The sequence below is a fragment of the Pseudoxanthomonas sp. LH2527 genome, from assembly GCF_022539275.1.
Classification (GTDB): Bacteria; Pseudomonadota; Gammaproteobacteria; order Xanthomonadales; family Xanthomonadaceae; genus Pseudoxanthomonas_A.
Genome location: NZ_JAKZBW010000006.1, coordinates 20,209 through 37,114, shown reverse-complemented (window position 1 = coordinate 37,114; position 16,906 = coordinate 20,209). Strand labels below are relative to the sequence as shown.

Sequence of the window (16,906 nt, the reverse complement as noted above, 5' to 3'; positions counted from 1 at the left end):
AAATCCCCGCCGCAGAATCGGCCCATGTGCCTCGTCGCCCTCGCCTGGAAGGTCCACCCGCACTGGCGCCTGGTGCTGGCCGGCAACCGGGATGAATTCCATGTCCGGCCCACCGCCCCGCTGGCCCGGTGGGCGGCATCGCCGGCGCTGATGGCCGGGCAGGACCTGCAATCGGGCGGCACCTGGGCCGGGGTGGATGCCACCGGCCGGATGGCGGTGGTGACCAACGTCCGCGACCCCGCCATCCAGGTGCCGGGCGCGCCGTCGCGCGGGCAACTGGCGACGGGCTTCCTGCAGTCGCCGGACAGCGCCGACCACCGCGCCACCGGACTGCTGGCCGCCGCCGAAGCCTTCGCCCCGTTCAACCTACTGCTGGCCGACGCGACCGATTGCGAGTACGTCAGCAACTACCCCACGCCGCGGCGCATCACCCTCGCGCCCGGCCTGCACGGCCTGTCCAACGGCGACCTGGACGAACCGTGGCCGAAGACGATGGCGCTGAAGGCGCGCCTGGCCGACTGGGTGGGTTCCGGCAGTGACGATGTCGCCCCGTTGTGGGCCGCACTGGCGGATGAAACGCCCGCGCCCGATGACCGACTCCCGGAGACGGGCGTCGGCCTGGAACTGGAACGCATGCTGTCGCCCGCCTTCATCCGCAGCGCGCGCTACGGCACCCGCGCGAGCACCCTGATCGCGATCGACCATGCAGGGCATGGCTGGATCAGTGAGCGCAGGTTCGGGCCGGAGGGGGTGTTCGAGGGGGAGACGACGTTGCGGGTCGGGACCGGCGATTAGCGGGTTTTCTCGCACCCGTAGGTTCGCGATCGCGACTTACGTCGCTCCCACAAGGGAAACATCCGAGCTTCGCTTCACCAGCCCCCTGAGTCAGGGGGCGATCCGCACCGCAGGTGCGGATGGGGGTATGGCCGCGAGGGCCTGGGGCCCAAGGTTTGCGCCGCAAACCTTGGGGCTTTTCAAAGCGCCGGCGGCGCTTTGAAAAGCGGCGGAGCCGGCCGGTAAGCCGGGTTCTGTCGTGGACAGTCATTCCTCTAGGCGCAACGTCACCGTTACGCTCAAGCAACCTACCCGGAGACACTGCGGGCCGCAGCATAGCCTCCCTATTTGGTCTTGCTCCCGGTGGGGTTTGCCGTGCCGGTCCGTTGCCGGACTCGCGGTGCGCTCTTACCGCACCATTTCACCCTTGCCTGTGCCCTGCCACCCCTTTGCCGTCTCCGGGAACCCTTGGCCGGCTACGCCGGCAAGCGCGAGGAGAACCGCCGCTTCGATCAGCTGCGGCAAAGGGGTGACAGGGCCATCGGCGGTATCTTTCTGTTGCACTTTCCGTCGGCTCGCGCCGCCCAGGCGTTACCTGGCACCGTGCCCTGTGGAGCCCGGACTTTCCTCGGCATTGTTTCCAATGACGCGACTGTCTGGCCGGCTCCGCCGCGCGCATTGTCGCACAGCCTCCCTGCCCGGTCGGCAGCGTCGTCAGGCCAGTGCGTGAAGTGCCATGCCGGCGAGCGGTATCGCCACGACCATCCAGCCCACCGGCAGGCGCGCCCACACCAGCGCCACGAACCCCGCCACCACCACCATCGCGTCGGCGATGCCCGAGACCGCGCTGGACCACAGCGGATCGCACACGGCCGCCAGCAGCAGCCCGACCACGGCCGCATTGATGCCCGCCAACGCACTCCGCATACGCGGTACTGCGACCATCCGCTGCCAGAACGGCAACACGCCCATCACCAGCAGCCATGCCGGCAGGAAGATCGCGATGATCGCCAGCGCACCGCCCATCCATCCGCCGGGACCGGCCTGCATGGCGGCGCCCAGGTAACCGGCGAAGGTGAACATCGGACCCGGGACGGCCTGCGCTGCGCCGTACCCGGCAAGGAACGCGTCCTGCGACAGCCACCCCGGCGCCACCACGCCCGACTGCAGCAGCGGCATCACCACATGTCCGCCGCCGAACACCAACGCGCCCGCGCGATAGAACGCACCGAACACCGCCGCCGACGATCCCGTCCCCGACCAGACCCACGACGCCACCAGCAACAGGGCGAACGCCACCAGCGCCAGCACGCCCACCCGTCGCGACGGCACGCCCCGCATCCGCATCGGCGGCGAAGCGGTTCCGCCCACCCGCAGTCCCAGCCCCACCAGCGCACCGGCGACGATCACGGCGACCTGCATGCCCGCCATCGGCCAGACCCACAGCGCCGCGGCGCACGCCAGCATCAGCAGCCAGGTGACGGCATCGCGGCAGAACACGCGCGCCATGCCCCACACCGCCTGTGCGACGACGACCACCGCCAGCAGCTTGAAGCCGAGGATGAGCCCCTCCGGTAGCGCATCGCGCCACTGCGACAGACTGGCGCCCAGCGCCACCATCAGCAGCGCGGAGGGAAGCGTGAAGCCGCACCACGCGGCCAGCGCACCGGGCAGACCGGCGCGGCCCAGCCCCACCACCATCCCGACCTGGCTGCTGGCGGGCCCGGGCAGCACCTGGCACAGCGCCACGATGTCGGCGTACTCGGCTTCGCCCAGCCACTGGCGGCGTACCACGAACGCCTCGCGGAAATACCCCAGGTGCGCGATCGGACCGCCGAACGAGGTCAGCCCCAGCCGCAGGAATACGAGGAAGACACGCCAGGCCTCCATCACGTCATCCGCGCCGGCCGCACGCCGTCACGCGTCCGGCTTCATTCCGTACAAGGCCTTGCGCGGCGCGCCGGTGATCTCCGCCGCCAGCTTGGCCGCCGCCGAGGGCGGCAGGTGCTGGACGAGCAGCGCGTAGACGCGGTGACCCTCGACCAGGCGCGCCTCCAGGTCGTCGCCCGCCCCCTGCACCATCACCACGAACTCGCCCTTGCGCTGGTTCTCGTCGGCCTCCACCCGGGCGTGCAGGTCGGCCAGGGTGCCGTCCAGGACGGTCTCGAACAGTTTGGTCAGTTCGCGCGCCAGCACCGCCGGGCGGTCGTCGCCGAAGGCCGCGCGCATGTCGGCCAGCGACTCGGCGATGCGGTGCGAGGACTCGTAGAACACCAGCGTGCGCGTCTCGCCGGCCAGGGCCTGCAACTGTTCACGCCGCGCGGACGCCTTCGCCGGCAGGAAGCCCTCGAAGCTGAAGCGGTCGCTCGGCAATCCGGCCACGCTCAGCGCGGCGATGGCCGCGCAGGCACCCGGCAACGGGCTGACCTTGACGCCGGCCGCGCGCGCGGCGCGGACCAGCCGGAAACCGGGGTCGCTGACCAGCGGCGTGCCCGCATCGCTGACCAGGGCCAGCGAGTCGCCAGACAACAGGCGTTCGACCACGCGCTGCGACAGCGCTTCCTCGTTGTGCTCGTGCAGGGCCAGCAGCGGGGTGGAGATGCCGAAGTGCGACATCAGCTGGCCACTGCGGCGCGTGTCTTCGGCGCAGATCGCCGCCACGCCCTTCAGGGTCTCCAGCGCACGGGGCGTCAGGTCGCCCAGGTTGCCGATCGGAGTGGCGACGATGAACAGGGTTCCGGCAGGCATTCCAGTGGGGCTCGATGGCTGGGGGTAGAATCGTAGCCGGTTCCCCTGCCTGAACACCGACGATGCCCTTGGACCTGCCTGTCGCACGCACGCTTTCTTCCCGCATCCGTCCTGTCCGGACGTTGATGGCGCTGCTGCTGGTCGCCGTACTGGCCAGCTGCGCGACCACGCCGGGCGCAGCCCCTGCCACGTCGGCGACGCGTTTTGCTCCCGCCTTCGCCACTGCCGCGACCCTGGCGCGTCAGGACGCTGCCCTCAGCGGGCAGGCGCGTGCCGACAACGGGAACGAGATCGACCGCCTGCTGGCCACGCTCGACGACGCCACACTGGCCCGCGATGCCGCTGCCCTGCCGACCGGCGACCCGCTGTACACCTTCGCCGGCCGCGCCCTGCAGCGCCGCGGCCTGCCGCTGCCGCGCCCGTTCGATCGCGGTGCGCAATGGCGGTTCGACGCCGGCAATCGCCCGCCCGCCGAGGCCGATGGCTACCGCCCGCCGGTGAAGCTGGCGGTGCTGCTGCCGCTGTCCGGCAACCTGGCCACCGCCGCCGCGCCGGTGCGCGACGGCCTGCTGGCAGGCTACTACGGCGAGCGCCGCCGGCGCCCGGACATCCAGTTCTACGACACCACCGGCACCGCCGCCGGCGCCACCGCGGCGTATGCACGCGCCACCGCCGAAGGGGCCGATTTCGTGGTCGGTCCGCTCGGCCGCGACGAAGTCAGCGCGCTGTTCCAGCAACCGCAGCTCAGCACGCCGATGCTGGTGCTCAACCGCGGCACGGTCCGCGTGCCGGAAGGCAACGCGGGCTTTTCGCTGGCGCCGGAAGACGATGGCCTGGCGGCCGCCGAATACCTGTTCGCGCGCGAGCGCCGCGCGGCGCTGGTCATCGAAGGCGGCGACGACAACGGCCGTCGCGCCTCGCAGGCGTTCGCCGAACGCTTCGCCGAACGCGGTGGCAAGGTCACGCGGGTGATCCGCGTGCAGGACACACCGGGCGACCTGTCTGCCGCACTCGCCACCGCCGCGCAGGAAGGCGCCGACGCGGTGTTCCTGGCGGTGCGCGGCGGCACTGCGCGCGCGCTGACGCCACAACTGGCGCTGGCCGGCCTGGGCGACAAGACGCGCGTGGGTACCTCGCAGCTGACCTCGGGCACCGGCAAGCCGGAAGAAGACATGGCGCTGGACGGCATCGCCTTCCCGACCGACACCTGGACCTCGCGTGGCGTGCCGGCCCTGCCCGCCGCCAGCATGACCGGCGAACGCGTGCCGACCGCGCGCGGCCCGGCGGCCCGCCTGTTCGCGTTCGGCTACGACGCCTGGCTGCTGACCGCCTACCTGGAAAAGCTGGCCACGGGCGTCAACGCCGACCTCCGCGGCGCCACCGGACGCCTGCAGCTGGATGGCTTCGGCAACGTGGTGCGTACGCCCTCGTGGTCGACCTTCGCCGGTGGCCGCCCCACGCCGATCGCGGATGGCGGTTGACCGCCGCGCACGCGGGCACGCCGTCGAAGTCGCCGCGCGCGAGCTGCTGCGTCGCGCGGGACTGACCGACATCGCGGCCAACGCGAACTATCGCGGCGGCGAACTGGACCTGGTGATGCTGGACGCGACGCGGCCGGGCGTACCTGCGGTGGTGTTCGTCGAAGTGCGCTACCGCCAGTCGCAGGCCTTCGGCGGTGGCACGGCGTCCATCGACATCGGCAAGCGCCGACGGCTGGTGCACGCGGCGCAGCGCTTCCTGCAGGATCACCCGGCACTCGCCGACGCGCCGTGCCGCTTCGACGTGGTCGATGCGCAGGGCGATCCGGCATCGCCGCGTCTCGACTGGATCCGCGATGCCTTCAGGGCCGACGAGATCTGATCGACGGCACCTACAATGGCGTGATGGATGCATGCCTTCCTCCCGCCCTGCACGATGCGATGTCAACCCGTCTCGGCGACGGCTGGCTGACCGGTGAAGCCTGCCGCCCGTTCGGCGGCGATGATTCGCGGCGATGGGCGATGCCGGCGGCGGTCGCGTTGCCGCGCACACAGGACGACGTCGTCGCACTGGTCCGCCTGTGCCGGGCGCATTGCGTGCCGATCATCGCGCGCGGCGCGGGCACCGGCACGACCGGCGCGGCCGTGCCGACCCAGGGCGGCGTGGTGGTGTCGTTCGCGCGCATGGACCGCATCCTCGACATCCGCGCCGCCGACCGCTGCGTGGTGGTACAGCCGGGCGTACTGAATGGCGAACTGCAGCAGGCGCTCGCGCCGCACGGCCTGTTCTGGCCACCCGACCCTTCCAGCGCCGAGCTCTGCAGCGTTGGCGGCAATCTCGCCACCAACGCCGGCGGCCCGCGCGCGGTGAAGTACGGCACCGCGCGCGACAACGTGCTCGGCGTCGTCGCCGTGACCGGTGCGGGCGAGCTGATCCGCTGCGGCGGCGCCTACACCAAGGACGCCACCGGCTACGACCTCACCCACCTGCTCGTCGGCAGCGAGGGCACGCTGGCGCTGATCGTCGAAGCCACGCTGAAGCTCGCGCCCAGGCCGCGCGCGCAGGCCGGACTGCGCGTGCTCTACCGCGACGCCGCCACGGCGGCGGCAGCCGTCTCGCGGATCATGGCGCGACCGGCGACACCGGCGATGCTGGAGTTCATGGACCGCAGCGCCATTGCGCTGATCCGCCGCAACGGCAGCGATGTCCCCGAGGCGGGCGCCATGCTGCTGGTCGAAGCCGACGGCGACGACGACACCCTGCCCTATGCACTGCAGGCGCTCGCCGACGCCGCAGAAGGCGATGGCATGCTCGCGCTGGATGTCGCGCAGGACGGTGCCGCGCGCGACCGCCTGTGGGCGGCGCGGCGCGCGCTGTCGCCGGCGCTGCGCACCATCCGGCCAGGCAAGATCAATGAAGACGTGGTGGTGCCGGTCTCGCGCATTCCGGACCTGGTGGCGGCGATGGAAGCGCTGTCGCGCGATGCCGCGCTGCCCATCGTCGTGTTCGGCCATGCCGGCAACGGCAACCTGCACGTCAACATCATGTACGACGATGGCGACGCCGCCGAAACCGCACGCGCGCATGCCGCGCTGCCTAAGGTCTTTGCGCAGGTGCTGGCGCTGGGCGGCACGCTGTCGGGCGAACACGGCATCGGCCTGAGCAAGCGCGATTTCATGGCCGATGCATTCAGCGCCGCCACGCTCGACGCCATGCGCGCAGTAAAGGCTGCGCTGGATCCCGATGGCATCCTCAACCCCGGCAAGGTGTTGCCGCCGCGGAAACCCCTGTAGGAGCGACGTCAGTCGCGACCGCGCAATGTGCTGGCACGAAAAGTCGCCGACAGCCAACAGCGGTTCCGCCAAAGGCTTTGTCGTAGGGGTATGGCGATGACGATGTCCGGTCGCGACTGACGTCGCTCCTACAGTCGCCTTACTGCGCCGCAAAGTGATCGTAACCACGCCGCGCAGACGACCAGGGCCGGCCATCGGCGTGCACCGCCTGTACCCCCTCGCCTGCCAAGATGCGGCCGATGCGGGTGATCCGCAGGCCGAGCTGCGATGAGAGCGCTTCCACGCGCTCGCGCGCATCCATCGGCGCGGTGAAGCAGAGTTCGTAGTCGTCGCCACCGCTGGCCTGCATGGCAGCGCGGGTCGCTTCATCGAACGCCGCGCGCAAGGCCTCCGACATCGGCAAGGCATCGACCTCGACCTGCGCAGCGACGCCGCTGCGCGATGCGATGTGGCCGAGGTCGGCCAGCAGGCCGTCGGAGACATCGACGCAGGCGGTGGCGATGCCCCGCAACGCGCGACCCGCGTCCACGCGTGGCGATGGATGATCCAGTCGCGCACGCAGCGCAGGAACCTGCTCGCCGGACAATCGCGCCAGACCACCCGCCGCGTCGCCGAGCGTGCCGGTCACCCAGACGTCGTCGCCCACGCGCGCGCCATCGCGACGCAGGGCGCGGCCTGGCTCGACCAGCCCCATCGCCGTCACCGAGATCGACAGCGGACCGCGCGTGGTATCGCCGCCGACCAGCGCGATGCCGTGCTCACCCGCCAGATCGAGGAAACCATCGAGGAAGCCGTCGATCCACGCCGCATCCGGTTGCGGCAACGACAGCGAGAGCGTGCACCAGGCGGGCGCGGCGCCCATCGCGGCGAGATCGGACAGGTTCACGGCCAGCGATTTCCAGCCGATGTCGGCCGGTGCGGTGTCGTGGGGAAAATGGACGCCGGCATTCAAGGTGTCGGCGGTGACCACGAGTTGCAGGCCCGGCGGTGGCGCCAGCAGCGCCGCGTCGTCGCCGATGCCGAGCACCACGTCGTCGCGTGTGCCCACGCGGGCACGGATGCGGGCGATCAGGTCGAATTCGCCGGTCGCCATGACGTGATCAGCCGCGCGAACGCGCCAGGTCGATGGCGGCCTGGATCGCCGCACGCGCCTGCGGGCTGTTCTTCCAGCACGAAGCGCCGGTCAGGCCGGCCGCGCTGGCGACGATCCCGGAAGGCTCGGCGGCGGCCAGTTGCCGCAGCGAGGCGATACCCATCTGCTCCAGCCGTTGCACGACGGTGGGGCCGACGCCCTTCAGCGCCAGCAGCGCGTCGCGCTCGTCGGTGGCAAAACGCGCGTCGCCGCCCGCCACGTCAGCGCCGTGCCTGCGCCTCGGCAGGGCGCCACTCCACGGCGGCGTGATCGAGCACGCCGTTGACGTAGGTATGCCCATGCTCGGAGCCGAAACGCTTGGCGGTCTCGATGGCCTCGTTCAGCACCACGCGGTACGGCACGTCGATGCGATGGATCAGTTCGTAGGCGGCGATGCGCAGCACCGCGCGTTCGATGGGATCGACTTCTTCCACCGTGCGGTCGAGGAACGGCAGCAGGGCCTCGTCCAGCGTGGCGCGATGGCGGACGACGCCGCGCACCAGATCCTCGAAGTACTCGAGGTCGGCGATCTCGTGCGCCTGCTCGTGCGCGAACTGCGCGATGACCTGGCCGACTTCGCCACCCGACATCTGCCACGCATACACGGCCTGCAGCGCACGGCGGCGCGCACGCGCACGCGTGACCGGATCGACGCCGTCCTTGCGGTGGGGATGTTGATGTCGGCTCACGTCGGCTCCTGGACTGCGGGGTATTCGGGGGGTTGGCGCAACATCAGGCCAGCTGGCCGAGCAGGTGCGCCATCTCGATGGCGGCCAGCGCGGCTTCCTCGCCCTTGTTGCCATGGCTGCCGCCGGCACGCGCTTCGGCATCCTCGATGCGCTCCACCGCCAGCACGCCGTTGAGCACCGGCACGCCGGTGTCCAGCTGCACCCGCATCAGGCCGTCGGCGCAGCCGTCGGCGACATGCTCGTAGTGCCGCGTGTCGCCGCGGATGACGCAGCCCAGCGCGATGATGGCGGCATGGTCGCCCGCCGCGGCCAGCCGCGCGGCGGCCAGCGGGATTTCCCAGGCGCCGGGCACGCGCACCACGTCGATCGCCTCCTCGCCCACGCCGTTGCCGGCCAGACTCTGGCGCGCGCCGGCGACCAGCACATCGGTGATGCGCGGGTTCCAGCGGCTGGCGATGATCGCGAAGCGGGCGCCTGCGGGCGCGCTCAGATCGCCTTCGTAGTGGGACATGGCGGGTTCCTTGGGGGGTGGAGAGTCTACCAGCCGGGGCGGCGGCGGGTCCGGTCCGGCAGGTCAGGGCTGGACGTACTCGACCACGTCCAGGCCGAAGCCGGCCAGGCCGACCTGCCGGCGCGGCGTGCCCAGCACCCGCAACCGACCCAGGCCGAGGTCGGCCAGGATCTGTGCGCCGGCGCCGTTGCGACGCCACTGGCCCACGTCCTTGGCGTTGGCCGCCACCTCGGGCTGCTTGCGCAACCGCGCCAGCAAGGCGTCGGCGTTGCGCGGTTCGGACAGCACCACCATCACGCCCTGCCCTTCGGCGGCGATCGCACGCAGCGCGTCGGTGGCGTGCACGCCGAAGTCGTCGCGCCGCCAGTGCAGCAGGTCGCTCAGCGGGTTTTCCACCTGTACGCGCACCAGCGTGGGCGTGGCCTTGTCCGGCGTGCCGCGGACCAGGGCGAAGTGCAGGTCGTGGGCGATGCGGTCGCGGTAGGTGACCAGCCGGAACGGGCCGAACTCGGTCTCGATGGCGCGCTCGTCGATGCGCTCCACCGTGTGTTCGGTGGCCAGACGGTAGGCGATCAGGTCGGCGATCGACCCCATCTTCAGGCCGTGCTCGCGCGCGAACACTTCCAGCTGCGGTCGCCGGGCCATGCTGCCGTCGGGATTCAGCACTTCCACCAGCACACCGGCCGGCTCCAGCCCGGCCAGCAGCGGCAGGTCGCTGGCGGCTTCGGTGTGGCCGGCGCGGGTCAGCACGCCGCCGGGCTGGGCGATCAGCGGGAAGATGTGGCCGGGCTGGCTCAGGTCGCTCGGCTTTGCGTCCGGACGCACGGCGGTGCGCACGGTATGCGCGCGGTCGTAGGCGGAGATGCCGGTGGTGACGCCTTCGGCCGCTTCGATGCTGACGGTGAAGTTGGTGTGGAACTGCGCGGTATTGGTCTGCACCATCGGCGCCAGGCCCAGCTGCGCGCAGCGCTCGCGGGTCAGCGACAGGCACACCAGCCCACGTGCATGCGTGACCATGAAGTTGATGTCCGACGGCTTGACCAGCTCGGCGGCCATGATCAGGTCGCCCTCGTTCTCGCGGTCCTCGTCGTCGACGATGACGACCATGCGGCCGTTGCGGATCTCTTCAAGGAGTTCGGGGATCGGGGAAAAAGCCATCTTTCAGTGCTCGGATAACGGAAGAGAAGTCGTCATCCCGGCGAACGCCGGGATCCATCTTGATCTTGATGCTTGGTCTGTCTTGCCAGCGGAACAACAACGTCAAATTGGATCCCAGCGTTCGCTGGGATGACGGTGACGGATGACGGTGACGGATGACGGTGGGGGCGACGGTGTCCATCGACGCATCGGACGCCGCTCAGCGCGCGCCGAGCAGGCGCTCGACATAGCGCGCCACCAGGTCGATCTCCAGGTTCACCGCATCGCCGACGGCGGTCTGCGAAAACGCGGTATGCGACACCGTATGCGGGATCAGCGCGACCTCGAAACCCTCGCCGTCTACCTCGTTGACGGTCAGGCTGACGCCGTCGACGCAGATCGAGCCCTTCTTCGCGATGTACTTCAGCAGCGGCGCCGGGGCGGCGAAGCGCCAGCGCTGCGCGCGCGCGTCGTGGTGCACGGACAGCACGCGGCCGACGCCGTCGACATGGCCGCTGACCAGATGACCGCCCAGGCGGTCGGTCGGGCGCATGGCGCGCTCCAGGTTCACCATGGCGCCTTCCTTCAGCCCACCCAGCGTGGTCAGCGACAGCGTCTCGGTGGACGCATCGGCCTGGAAGGTGGATGCGTCGAACGCGATCACGGTCAGGCACACGCCGTTCACCGCGATGCTCTCGCCGAGCTGCACGGCGTCGAACGGCAGCGAGCCGACCGACACGGTCAGGCGGACGTCGCCGCTGACAGGCTCCAGCGCGGCGATGCGACCGACGCCTTCAATGATGCCGGTGAACATCAGCACACCTCCGCAAGGAGGACGGGGAAAGCACGGGGGAGCATGGAAGGCATGGAACGTCTCTCGCTGGAACTGAGCGGAGACGCCTCCGGGGCGCGAAGGCAAGCGCACGACGCCGCGCGGGCGCGCGGTTCGGCGATGCCGTCTTCTTTCATCCGGACTATGACCGTCGGCTCCGGCATCGGACCGGATCTGCTGACCCTTCGGTGACATTGGAAAGTCCGCACAAGGATGTGCGGGCTCTTGCGAGGGACTCGCATGTCACCCAGGCGCTCGCGGGCTCGTGGGCGTCCCTGGGGACGCGCCACCTACCGCCGGTGGGGAATTGCACCCCGCCCTGAAGACGTCGTTGGTGGTGTGCCGGCGGACCGGCCTGCGCATTCTACACGCCGTCCTGCGGACCGGCCCTTGAACGCAGCGTTCCGCCGTGGATTCACGCCTCGGCGGGCTTCCGGCGCAGGTGCAGGATCAACGGCCAGCGCATGGTGCGCACCCGCTGCGGATCGCCCCAGACCTCGGCCAAAGCCGGCGTGTGGGCATAGACGGGATCTTCGCCGGTGGCGGCGCGGTAGCTGCCGGTCGCCGACAGGCTGCCGAAATAGCCCAGCAGCGTGGGCAGGTTCCATTCGGCGGTCAGCCACAGGCGCGGCGTGGGCAAGAACTCGAACGGCCACACGTAGTCGCCATAGCCCATGTCCACGTCGGCGCGCTCGGGCGGCCAGTACGGGTCGATGTCGTCACGGACCTTCTCGGCCACCTCGGCCAGGTCGTCCTCGAAAATGATGTCCTGGTACGTCCATGCCGCCAGCACGCCGCCCGGCCGCAGCACGCGCTCGCAGGTGGCGAAGAAGCGGTAGCGGTCGAACCAGTGCAATGCCTGCGCCACCGCCACCAGGTCCACGCTGCCATCGGCCAGCGCCGTGGTTTCCGCCGCCTCGATGGCCAGACTGACGTTGCCATCCGGCGCATCCTTGGCCCAGTGGCGCGCGATCTGCGCGGCGCTGGGATCGGTGGCATGCACGTGGGCGAAGCGCGCGGCCAGCCCGCGCGTGGCCTGGCCACTGCCGGCGCCCGGCTCCCACACCTGCGCGGTGGCCGGCACGGCCGAGGCGATCACGTCGTACAGCGCCTCCGGGTAGGTGGGGCGCGAAGCGAGGTAGACGTCGGCGACGCCGGAAAAATGATCCTTGAATGCCATTCTGGCGGGCGGTCAGCGGGCGGGTTGCAACAGGAGGCGGTGATCTTCGCCAATCGTGCGGCTGTCGACAATCTCCAACTGCAGCCGGTCGGCCATCGCCTGGATGCCCAGGCCGCCGAACAGCGGCCGCGCCTGGTCGCCCAGCAGCATCGGCGCCATGTACAGCAGCACCTCGTCGGCCAGTCCCGCCGCCAGGAAGGCACCGGCCAGCGTGGCGCCGGCTTCGGCATGCACTTCGTTGATGCCCCGCACAGCCAGCAGTTCCAGCACCGCCTTCAGGTCGAAGTTGCTGCCGGTGGCCGGCGCCACCACCCGCTGCACCTCGACATCGCGCGGCGGCTTCGCCTCGGCGGTATGCACGTAGAGCGTGGGCGCGTCGCCCTGGCGCGCGTCGCCCTGGCGCACGTTGCCGCGCGCCACGGTGGCCAGGCCGGGATCGAGCACCACCCGCAGCGGCGGCTCGAAAGCCGTGTCGTCGCCGAAGCGCACCGTCAGCGACGGATCGTCGGCCAGTACCGTGCCCGCCCCGGTGAGGATGGCGCCGGCCCGCGCACGCCAACGCATCACGTCGCGACGCGAGGCCTCGCCGCTGATCCATTTGGAGTCGCCATTGGCCATCGCGGTGCGGCCGTCCAGGCTGGTCGCCAGCTTCACCCGCATCCACGGCCGGCCGCGCTCGATGCGCGACAGGAAGCCGCGGTTCAAGCGCCGCGCCTGCGCCTCCATCAGCCCCGCCTGCACCGCGATGCCGGCCGCACGCAGCCGGTCGAAGCCGGCCCCGTCGACCTGCGGGAACGGGTCGCGCATCGCCGCGACCACGCGCGTCACGCCGGCAGCGACCAGGGCTTCCGCGCACGGTCCGGTCCTGCCGGTATGCGCGCAGGGCTCCAGCGTGACGTAGGCGGTCGCGCCCTTCGCGCGTTCGCCCGCCGCCTGCAGCGCGAACACCTCCGCGTGCGGCCCACCGGCCTTCTGGTGCCAACCTTCACCGACGATCCCATCCCCCTGCACAATCACGCAGCCGACCATCGGGTTCGGTCGCGTGGTGTACGCACCGCGCTCGGCCAGCCGCAACGCGCGCGCCATGCACTGGTGGTCGAAAGCGGAGAAGGGGGTGTCAGTCATGCGTCGTCCGCGTGGGATCGAAGGGGGCGCCAGTATGCGCCACGCGCTCGTGGGGCCGGATCGACATGATCACCACCGGCGTGCCGTGCAGCGACGTGCGTTCGTCCGCCTGCCAGCCCAGTGATGCGTAGAAATCCTCGTGCCACAGGGTGAACAAGCGCAGCACGGCGACGCCCTCGCCCGCCGCGTGCGCGACCGCGGCTTCGACGAGACGCCGTCCGCTGCCGCACCCGCGCGCCTCCGGCCGCACGAACAGGCTGCCCAGCCACGGACTGCCGCGATCCTGCAACGCCGGCGCATCCTCGATCAGCAGGCTGACCGACCCCAGCAGGTCGTCGCCGTCCATCAGCAGCAGGGTGGTCGGCAGCGACGTGCGCGTGGCGTGGTCGTGGAGTTCGGCGGTCGCCACGTCCAGCGTCCAGTCGTCGTAGAGCGCGCCCCACTCCTGGTGATGCCAGCGCGCGAGCGATTCGATGCACGCCGGGTGCCGGCCGATCGCCTCGATCCGCACGGCTCAGCGCTTCTTGTTCTTGTCCGCGTGCTTGTCGAACGGGACCACGTCGCCGCCCAGCAGGGACAGCTGGCCGGCGGCAGGCAGGTCGCGCTCCAGCTTCTCGATCTCGTCGCGGAAATCGGCCACGTCCTCGAAACTGCGGTAGACCGAGGCGAAGCGCACGTAGCCCACATGGTCGAGCTTGCGCAGCTCGTTCATGACGAACTCGCCGATCTTGCGCGAGGCGATCTCGCGCTCGCCGCTCATGCGGATGGCATGGATGACCGCACGCACGGCGGCCTCGATCTGTTCTTCCGACACCGGCCGCTTCTGCAGCGCGCGGTCGAAACCGGCGCGCAGCTTGCGCGCATCAAAGGTATCCCGCCGGCCATCACCCTTGATGACCGCCGGCAGCTTGATCTCGATGTTCTCCAGCGTCGAGAACCGTTCCCCGCATGCCTCGCACTCGCGGCGACGACGGATCGTCGCGCCGTCCTCGGACACGCGCGAATCGATCACGCGGGTATCGGTGTGCTGGCAGAAGGGGCAGTGCATGGGTCAGGACCGGGAACGGGGATCAGGGAATGGGGAATGAGGCCGCTGCGTCACAGACGCGCTGCCGCGTTGCAGGGAGCGCCTCATAGCGTATAGCAGCATCGAAACAGAACGATGCCGCGCCAGGCACACATCGGCTTGTCTTGGCTCGACGAAGCCCAGGCGCAGGGCTAGCAGCACCTGCGTCTGGACTTCAGCGAGCGATCCGGCAGCCATCGCCAGAAACCGCAGGTAATCCTTTACTGAGCCACGCGCGTTTCCTTCTGCAATGCAGGAGGGCACTGAGACTACGGCCCGCTTGAGCTGGCTGACTAAGCCGTATCGCTCATCCGCCGGGAAACCCTGCACGAGCTGGTAGACCTCCTCAGCCAACACCATCGCCTCCTCCCAGACACGCAAGTCGCGAAAATCCGTCGCCATATTCCACCTCCCTGTGTGCTATCGGCTCATCCTGAACCGTCATTCCCTGTTCCCCGTTTACGGTTCCCGCATCAATCAGCCGTAAACCGGATACTTCCGGCACTGCGCGGTGACGTTGTCGCGCACCTTCGCCAGCACGGACTCGTCGGTCGGCGCATCCAGCACGTCGCACATCCAGTTGGCCAGGTCGATGCAGTCCTGCTCGCCGTAGCCGCGCGTGGTCACGGCGGGGGTGCCGATGCGCAGGCCGGAGGTCACGAAGGGCTTGCGCGGATCGTTCGGCACGGAGTTCTTGTTGACGGTGATGTGCGCCTTGCCCAGCGCTTCTTCCGCGTCCTTGCCACTGACGTCCTTGCCGATCATGTCGACCAGCATCAGGTGGTTCTCGGTGCCGCCGGAGACGATCTTGTAACCGCGCGCGATGATCGTCTTCGCCATCGCCTGCGCGTTCTTCACCACCTGCGCCTGGTAGGTCTTGAACTCCGGCTCCAGCGCTTCCTTGAAGGCCACCGCCTTGGCGGCGATGACGTGCATCAGCGGACCGCCCTGGATACCCGGGAAGACGATGCTCTGCAGCTTCTTCTCGATCTCCTCGCCGGCGCCCTTGGCCAGGATGATGCCGCCACGCGGGCCGCGCAGCGTCTTGTGGGTGGTCGAGGTGACCACGTGGGCGTGCGGCAGCGGGTTCGGGTACACACCGGCCGCGACCAGGCCGGCCACGTGCGCCATGTCGACGAACAGGTAGGCGCCGACCTTGTCGGCGATGGCGCGGAAACGCGCCCAGTCGACGACCTGCGAGTAGGCAGAGAAGCCGGCCACGACCATCTTCGGCTTGTGCTCCACGGCCAGGCGCTCGACTTCGTCGTAGTCGATCAAGCCCTGGTCGTTGACACCGTACTGCACGGCGTTGAACAGCTTGCCCGAGGCGTTGACCTTGGCGCCGTGGGTCAGGTGGCCGCCGTGCGCCAGGCTCATGCCCAGGAGGGTGTCGCCGGGATTCAGCAGGGCGAAGTACACGGCCTGGTTGGCCTGCGAGCCGGAGTGCGGCTGCACGTTGGCGTAGTCGGCACCGAACAGCTGCTTCACGCGGTCGATCGCCAGCTGCTCGGCGATATCCACGTACTCGCAGCCGCCGTAGTAGCGCTTGTGCGGGTAACCCTCGGCGTACTTGTTGGTCAGCACGCTGCCCTGGGCTTCCAGCACGCGCGGGCTGGCGTAGTTCTCGCTGGCGATCAGCTCGACGTGATCCTCCTGCCGGCGCGCCTCGTGGGCGATGGCCTGGGCCAGTTCGGGATCGTAGGTTTCGATGCGGGCGTCGCGCGGGAACATCGGGTCTCCGGGGCTAGTGCGGGCGGGATGGCCGATTGTAGCTCGCCCGGCCCCCGGCCACCCTGCCCCGGAAAAGGAAAAGCGCGCCGGAGCGCGCTTTTCGGGGACATCGGGCCGGCCGGCTCAGTGGTGCAGCAGCAGGTCGGCGATGATGCCGGTGGCGATCGCGACCATCAGCAGGTTGCCGCGGTCGTCCCGCACCCAGTGGTAACCGCGGGGCGGATGGCGCACGTGGTAACGGTTGTAGTCGTTCACCACGTAGACCGGGCCGCGGTAGTAATCGCGGTAGCGCTGGCCCTTGGCCCAGCGGTGGTAGCCGGGAGCAGGGCGATAGACCACGCGCGGCGGCGCGTAATAGCGGCGATCGTCGTAACGGCGGTCGTCGCGGCGACCCTGATGGTAGCCATGGCGGTAAGCCTGGCGCTGATCGCGATAGTCGCGACGATCATCGCGACGGTCTTCACGCCAGTCGCGGCGATCATCCCGCCGGTCATCACGGCGGTCGTAGTGGTGCGAACGGCCGCGGTCGTGGCCGCGGTCATCGCGTGCCAGCACGGGAGCGGTGACGGCGAAGGCCAGGACGGCACAGGCCATGGTCTGGAAAAGGCGCTTGGTGTTCATGGAAACCCCTCTGGGTGGCACGTGAGTCCATCATGCCGATCACATCTGAACCGATTCCGGCTGGAAAACGGTTACGGCCATGTCAACG

Annotated in this window: 18 protein-coding genes, 1 other RNA gene, 1 pseudogene and 1 riboswitch; of the genes and pseudogenes, 4 read left to right on the top strand and 16 right to left on the bottom strand. The window is 69.9% G+C overall.

All coding sequences use genetic code 11. The annotated features are described in order from the left end of the window. Positions 1 to 24: 24 nt before the first annotated feature. Positions 25 to 795, top strand: coding sequence for an NRDE family protein (locus MMG85_RS05165; protein ID WP_241045054.1), 771 nt, complete (start codon positions 25 to 27; stop codon positions 793 to 795). Between the two features lie 206 nt (positions 796 to 1,001). Here the strand turns inward: MMG85_RS05165 and rnpB are convergent. The 3 genes from rnpB to rsmI form a co-directional block, all read right to left on the bottom strand. Continuing rightward, positions 1,002 to 1,442: RNase P RNA component class A (gene rnpB / locus MMG85_RS05160), an RNA gene on the bottom strand. Positions 1,443 to 1,488: 46 nt separating this feature from the next. Further along, positions 1,489 to 2,664, bottom strand: coding sequence for a chromate efflux transporter (gene chrA, locus MMG85_RS05155; RefSeq protein ID WP_241045053.1), 1,176 nt, complete (start codon positions 2,662 to 2,664; stop codon positions 1,489 to 1,491). Between the two features lie 27 nt (positions 2,665 to 2,691). Continuing rightward, positions 2,692 to 3,522, bottom strand: coding sequence for a 16S rRNA (cytidine(1402)-2'-O)-methyltransferase (gene rsmI, locus MMG85_RS05150; protein ID WP_241045052.1), 831 nt, complete (start codon positions 3,520 to 3,522; stop codon positions 2,692 to 2,694). A gap of 224 nt (positions 3,523 to 3,746) precedes the next feature. On the opposite strand from rsmI, the pseudogene MMG85_RS05145 reads away from it, so the two are divergent. The 3 genes and pseudogenes from MMG85_RS05145 to MMG85_RS05135 all read left to right on the top strand — a co-directional run. Then, a pseudogene (locus MMG85_RS05145) lies at positions 3,747 to 5,003 on the top strand (penicillin-binding protein activator); the annotation flags it as partial. Beyond that, positions 4,993 to 5,382 carry a YraN family protein gene (locus MMG85_RS05140; RefSeq protein WP_241045051.1) on the top strand — a complete coding sequence of 130 codons (390 nt, stop codon included), beginning with the start codon at positions 4,993 to 4,995 and terminating at the stop codon, positions 5,380 to 5,382. The pseudogene MMG85_RS05145 and the gene MMG85_RS05140, both read left to right, overlap by 11 nt. 23 nt (positions 5,383 to 5,405) lie before the next feature. Then, a complete protein-coding gene (locus MMG85_RS05135; RefSeq protein WP_241045050.1) occupies positions 5,406 to 6,794 on the top strand; it encodes an FAD-linked oxidase C-terminal domain-containing protein in 1,389 nt (462 codons plus the stop codon). Positions 6,795 to 6,933: 139 nt separating this feature from the next. Here the strand turns inward: MMG85_RS05135 and thiL are convergent, their stop codons facing one another. The 13 genes from thiL to MMG85_RS05070 all read right to left on the bottom strand — a co-directional run bounded on the left by thiL (position 6,934) and on the right by MMG85_RS05070 (position 16,818). Next, a complete protein-coding gene (gene thiL, locus MMG85_RS05130) occupies positions 6,934 to 7,887 on the bottom strand; it encodes a thiamine-phosphate kinase (protein WP_241045049.1) in 954 nt (317 codons plus the stop codon). Between the two features lie 7 nt (positions 7,888 to 7,894). Further along, positions 7,895 to 8,146 carry a helix-hairpin-helix domain-containing protein gene (locus tag MMG85_RS05125; protein ID WP_241045048.1) on the bottom strand — a complete coding sequence of 84 codons (252 nt, stop codon included), beginning with the start codon at positions 8,144 to 8,146 and terminating at the stop codon, positions 7,895 to 7,897. Position 8,147: 1 nt separating this feature from the next. Beyond that, positions 8,148 to 8,615 (bottom strand): transcription antitermination factor NusB, encoded by a 468-nt coding sequence (gene nusB, locus MMG85_RS05120; RefSeq protein ID WP_241045047.1) that lies wholly within the window; start codon positions 8,613 to 8,615, stop codon positions 8,148 to 8,150. A gap of 43 nt (positions 8,616 to 8,658) precedes the next feature. After that, positions 8,659 to 9,126, bottom strand: coding sequence for a 6,7-dimethyl-8-ribityllumazine synthase (ribH, locus tag MMG85_RS05115; RefSeq protein WP_055940229.1), 468 nt, complete (start codon positions 9,124 to 9,126; stop codon positions 8,659 to 8,661). A 63-nt stretch (positions 9,127 to 9,189) separates the two neighbouring features. Next, a complete protein-coding gene (ribB, locus tag MMG85_RS05110; protein ID WP_241045046.1) occupies positions 9,190 to 10,284 on the bottom strand; it encodes a 3,4-dihydroxy-2-butanone-4-phosphate synthase in 1,095 nt (364 codons plus the stop codon). Positions 10,285 to 10,483: 199 nt separating this feature from the next. After that, positions 10,484 to 11,077, bottom strand: coding sequence for a riboflavin synthase (locus MMG85_RS05105; protein WP_241045045.1), 594 nt, complete (start codon positions 11,075 to 11,077; stop codon positions 10,484 to 10,486). A 139-nt stretch (positions 11,078 to 11,216) separates the two neighbouring features. Further along, positions 11,217 to 11,426, bottom strand: a riboswitch (FMN riboswitch). Positions 11,427 to 11,510: 84 nt separating this feature from the next. Further along, positions 11,511 to 12,275, bottom strand: a complete 765-nt coding sequence (locus MMG85_RS05100; RefSeq protein WP_241045044.1) for a class I SAM-dependent methyltransferase — start codon at positions 12,273 to 12,275, stop codon at positions 11,511 to 11,513. A 12-nt stretch (positions 12,276 to 12,287) separates the two neighbouring features. Further along, positions 12,288 to 13,400 carry a bifunctional diaminohydroxyphosphoribosylaminopyrimidine deaminase/5-amino-6-(5-phosphoribosylamino)uracil reductase RibD gene (ribD, locus tag MMG85_RS05095; protein WP_241045043.1) on the bottom strand — a complete coding sequence of 371 codons (1,113 nt, stop codon included), beginning with the start codon at positions 13,398 to 13,400 and terminating at the stop codon, positions 12,288 to 12,290. After that, positions 13,393 to 13,911, bottom strand: coding sequence for a GNAT family N-acetyltransferase (locus MMG85_RS05090; RefSeq protein ID WP_241045042.1), 519 nt, complete (start codon positions 13,909 to 13,911; stop codon positions 13,393 to 13,395). The genes ribD and MMG85_RS05090 overlap by 8 nt, the downstream gene beginning before the upstream one ends. Positions 13,912 to 13,914: 3 nt before the next feature. After that, positions 13,915 to 14,448, bottom strand: a complete 534-nt coding sequence (gene nrdR / locus MMG85_RS05085; RefSeq protein ID WP_241045041.1) for a transcriptional regulator NrdR — start codon at positions 14,446 to 14,448, stop codon at positions 13,915 to 13,917. 3 nt (positions 14,449 to 14,451) lie between these two features. Then, complete coding sequence (locus MMG85_RS05080) at positions 14,452 to 14,868, bottom strand: four helix bundle protein (protein WP_241045040.1); 417 nt, start codon at positions 14,866 to 14,868, stop codon at positions 14,452 to 14,454. 75 nt (positions 14,869 to 14,943) lie between these two features. Further along, positions 14,944 to 16,197 carry a serine hydroxymethyltransferase gene (gene glyA, locus MMG85_RS05075; RefSeq protein WP_241045039.1) on the bottom strand — a complete coding sequence of 418 codons (1,254 nt, stop codon included), beginning with the start codon at positions 16,195 to 16,197 and terminating at the stop codon, positions 14,944 to 14,946. Between the two features lie 123 nt (positions 16,198 to 16,320). Next, positions 16,321 to 16,818, bottom strand: coding sequence for an RcnB family protein (locus MMG85_RS05070; RefSeq protein WP_055940215.1), 498 nt, complete (start codon positions 16,816 to 16,818; stop codon positions 16,321 to 16,323). Positions 16,819 to 16,906 lie beyond the last annotated feature (88 nt).

What these genes read in the sequence shown, in the direction of transcription:
- MMG85_RS05165 (WP_241045054.1), top strand. Translation starts at nt 25, where the DNA reads ATGTGCCTCGTCGCCCTCGCCTGGAAGGTCCACCCGCACTGGCGCCTG.
- chrA (WP_241045053.1), bottom strand. Translation starts at nt 2,664, where the DNA reads ATGGAGGCCTGGCGTGTCTTCCTCGTATTCCTGCGGCTGGGGCTGACC.
- rsmI (WP_241045052.1), bottom strand. Translation starts at nt 3,522, where the DNA reads ATGCCTGCCGGAACCCTGTTCATCGTCGCCACTCCGATCGGCAACCTG.
- MMG85_RS05140 (WP_241045051.1), top strand. Translation starts at nt 4,993, where the DNA reads ATGGCGGTTGACCGCCGCGCACGCGGGCACGCCGTCGAAGTCGCCGCG.
- MMG85_RS05135 (WP_241045050.1), top strand. Translation starts at nt 5,406, where the DNA reads ATGGATGCATGCCTTCCTCCCGCCCTGCACGATGCGATGTCAACCCGT.
- thiL (WP_241045049.1), bottom strand. Translation starts at nt 7,887, where the DNA reads ATGGCGACCGGCGAATTCGACCTGATCGCCCGCATCCGTGCCCGCGTG.
- ribH (WP_055940229.1), bottom strand. Translation starts at nt 9,126, where the DNA reads ATGTCCCACTACGAAGGCGATCTGAGCGCGCCCGCAGGCGCCCGCTTC.
- ribB (WP_241045046.1), bottom strand. Translation starts at nt 10,284, where the DNA reads ATGGCTTTTTCCCCGATCCCCGAACTCCTTGAAGAGATCCGCAACGGC.
- MMG85_RS05105 (WP_241045045.1), bottom strand. Translation starts at nt 11,077, where the DNA reads ATGTTCACCGGCATCATTGAAGGCGTCGGTCGCATCGCCGCGCTGGAG.
- MMG85_RS05100 (WP_241045044.1), bottom strand. Translation starts at nt 12,275, where the DNA reads ATGGCATTCAAGGATCATTTTTCCGGCGTCGCCGACGTCTACCTCGCT.
- ribD (WP_241045043.1), bottom strand. Translation starts at nt 13,400, where the DNA reads ATGACTGACACCCCCTTCTCCGCTTTCGACCACCAGTGCATGGCGCGC.
- nrdR (WP_241045041.1), bottom strand. Translation starts at nt 14,448, where the DNA reads ATGCACTGCCCCTTCTGCCAGCACACCGATACCCGCGTGATCGATTCG.
- MMG85_RS05080 (WP_241045040.1), bottom strand. Translation starts at nt 14,868, where the DNA reads ATGGCGACGGATTTTCGCGACTTGCGTGTCTGGGAGGAGGCGATGGTG.
- glyA (WP_241045039.1), bottom strand. Translation starts at nt 16,197, where the DNA reads ATGTTCCCGCGCGACGCCCGCATCGAAACCTACGATCCCGAACTGGCC.
- MMG85_RS05070 (WP_055940215.1), bottom strand. Translation starts at nt 16,818, where the DNA reads ATGAACACCAAGCGCCTTTTCCAGACCATGGCCTGTGCCGTCCTGGCC.